Origin of the sequence: Nocardia sp. JMUB6875 (assembly GCF_041154655.1) — a bacterium.
Classification (GTDB): Bacteria; Actinomycetota; Actinomycetes; order Mycobacteriales; family Mycobacteriaceae; genus Nocardia.
In genome coordinates, this window is record NZ_BAAFGR010000425.1 from 1 (window position 1) to 529 (window position 529).

Sequence of the window (529 nt, forward strand, 5' to 3'; positions counted from 1 at the left end):
CCTGGCCTACCGCCCCGGCGTCCCCCTCACCCGCGCGGTCTGGCATCAGGGCAAACAGGTTGTCGGACAACCCTTTACATAGCCCTCAGTCCAGATCGATCCGAACGGTCAGGAGGTCCGTGCCCACCGCGCGAACCGCGGTGCTGTTGGCCCGAGGCAGCGCACGCAGCCGCGCGACCGGATCGTCCTCCGGCACCACATGTGCGGTCCCGGTATGCCAATGCCCCCGCAACCGCAACCGAACCCGGTTGTCCGCCTGAATATTCCGAATGTACTGAGACCGCTCCCCGAACTCCGACACGAACCAGAATTCCTTCCCCGTCCGCCGCCCCCCGATCGGCGTAATCCGCGGCTGCCCCGACCTCCGCCCGGTGGTCTCCAACAGCGTCTGAATCCGCACCCGCCCCATAATCGGATTGGCCACCCGCCGCTGAAACCCCGTCACCACCGCATGCTGCAAATCCCGCCTGCTGACCATGCCCGACGCTAACACGCGCCATGCGCCGGATCGGTGAGGGAGAGGCGGAAT

Annotated in this window: 1 protein-coding gene; it reads right to left on the reverse strand. The window is 66.7% G+C overall.

The window, feature by feature from the left end; all coding sequences use genetic code 11:
• Window positions 1–85 precede the first annotated feature (85 nt).
• Complete coding sequence (locus ACAM49_RS40375; RefSeq protein ID WP_369640771.1) at window positions 86–478, reverse strand: nitroreductase/quinone reductase family protein; 393 nt, start codon at window positions 476–478, stop codon at window positions 86–88.
• Between the last annotated feature and the right edge of the window lie 51 nt (window positions 479–529).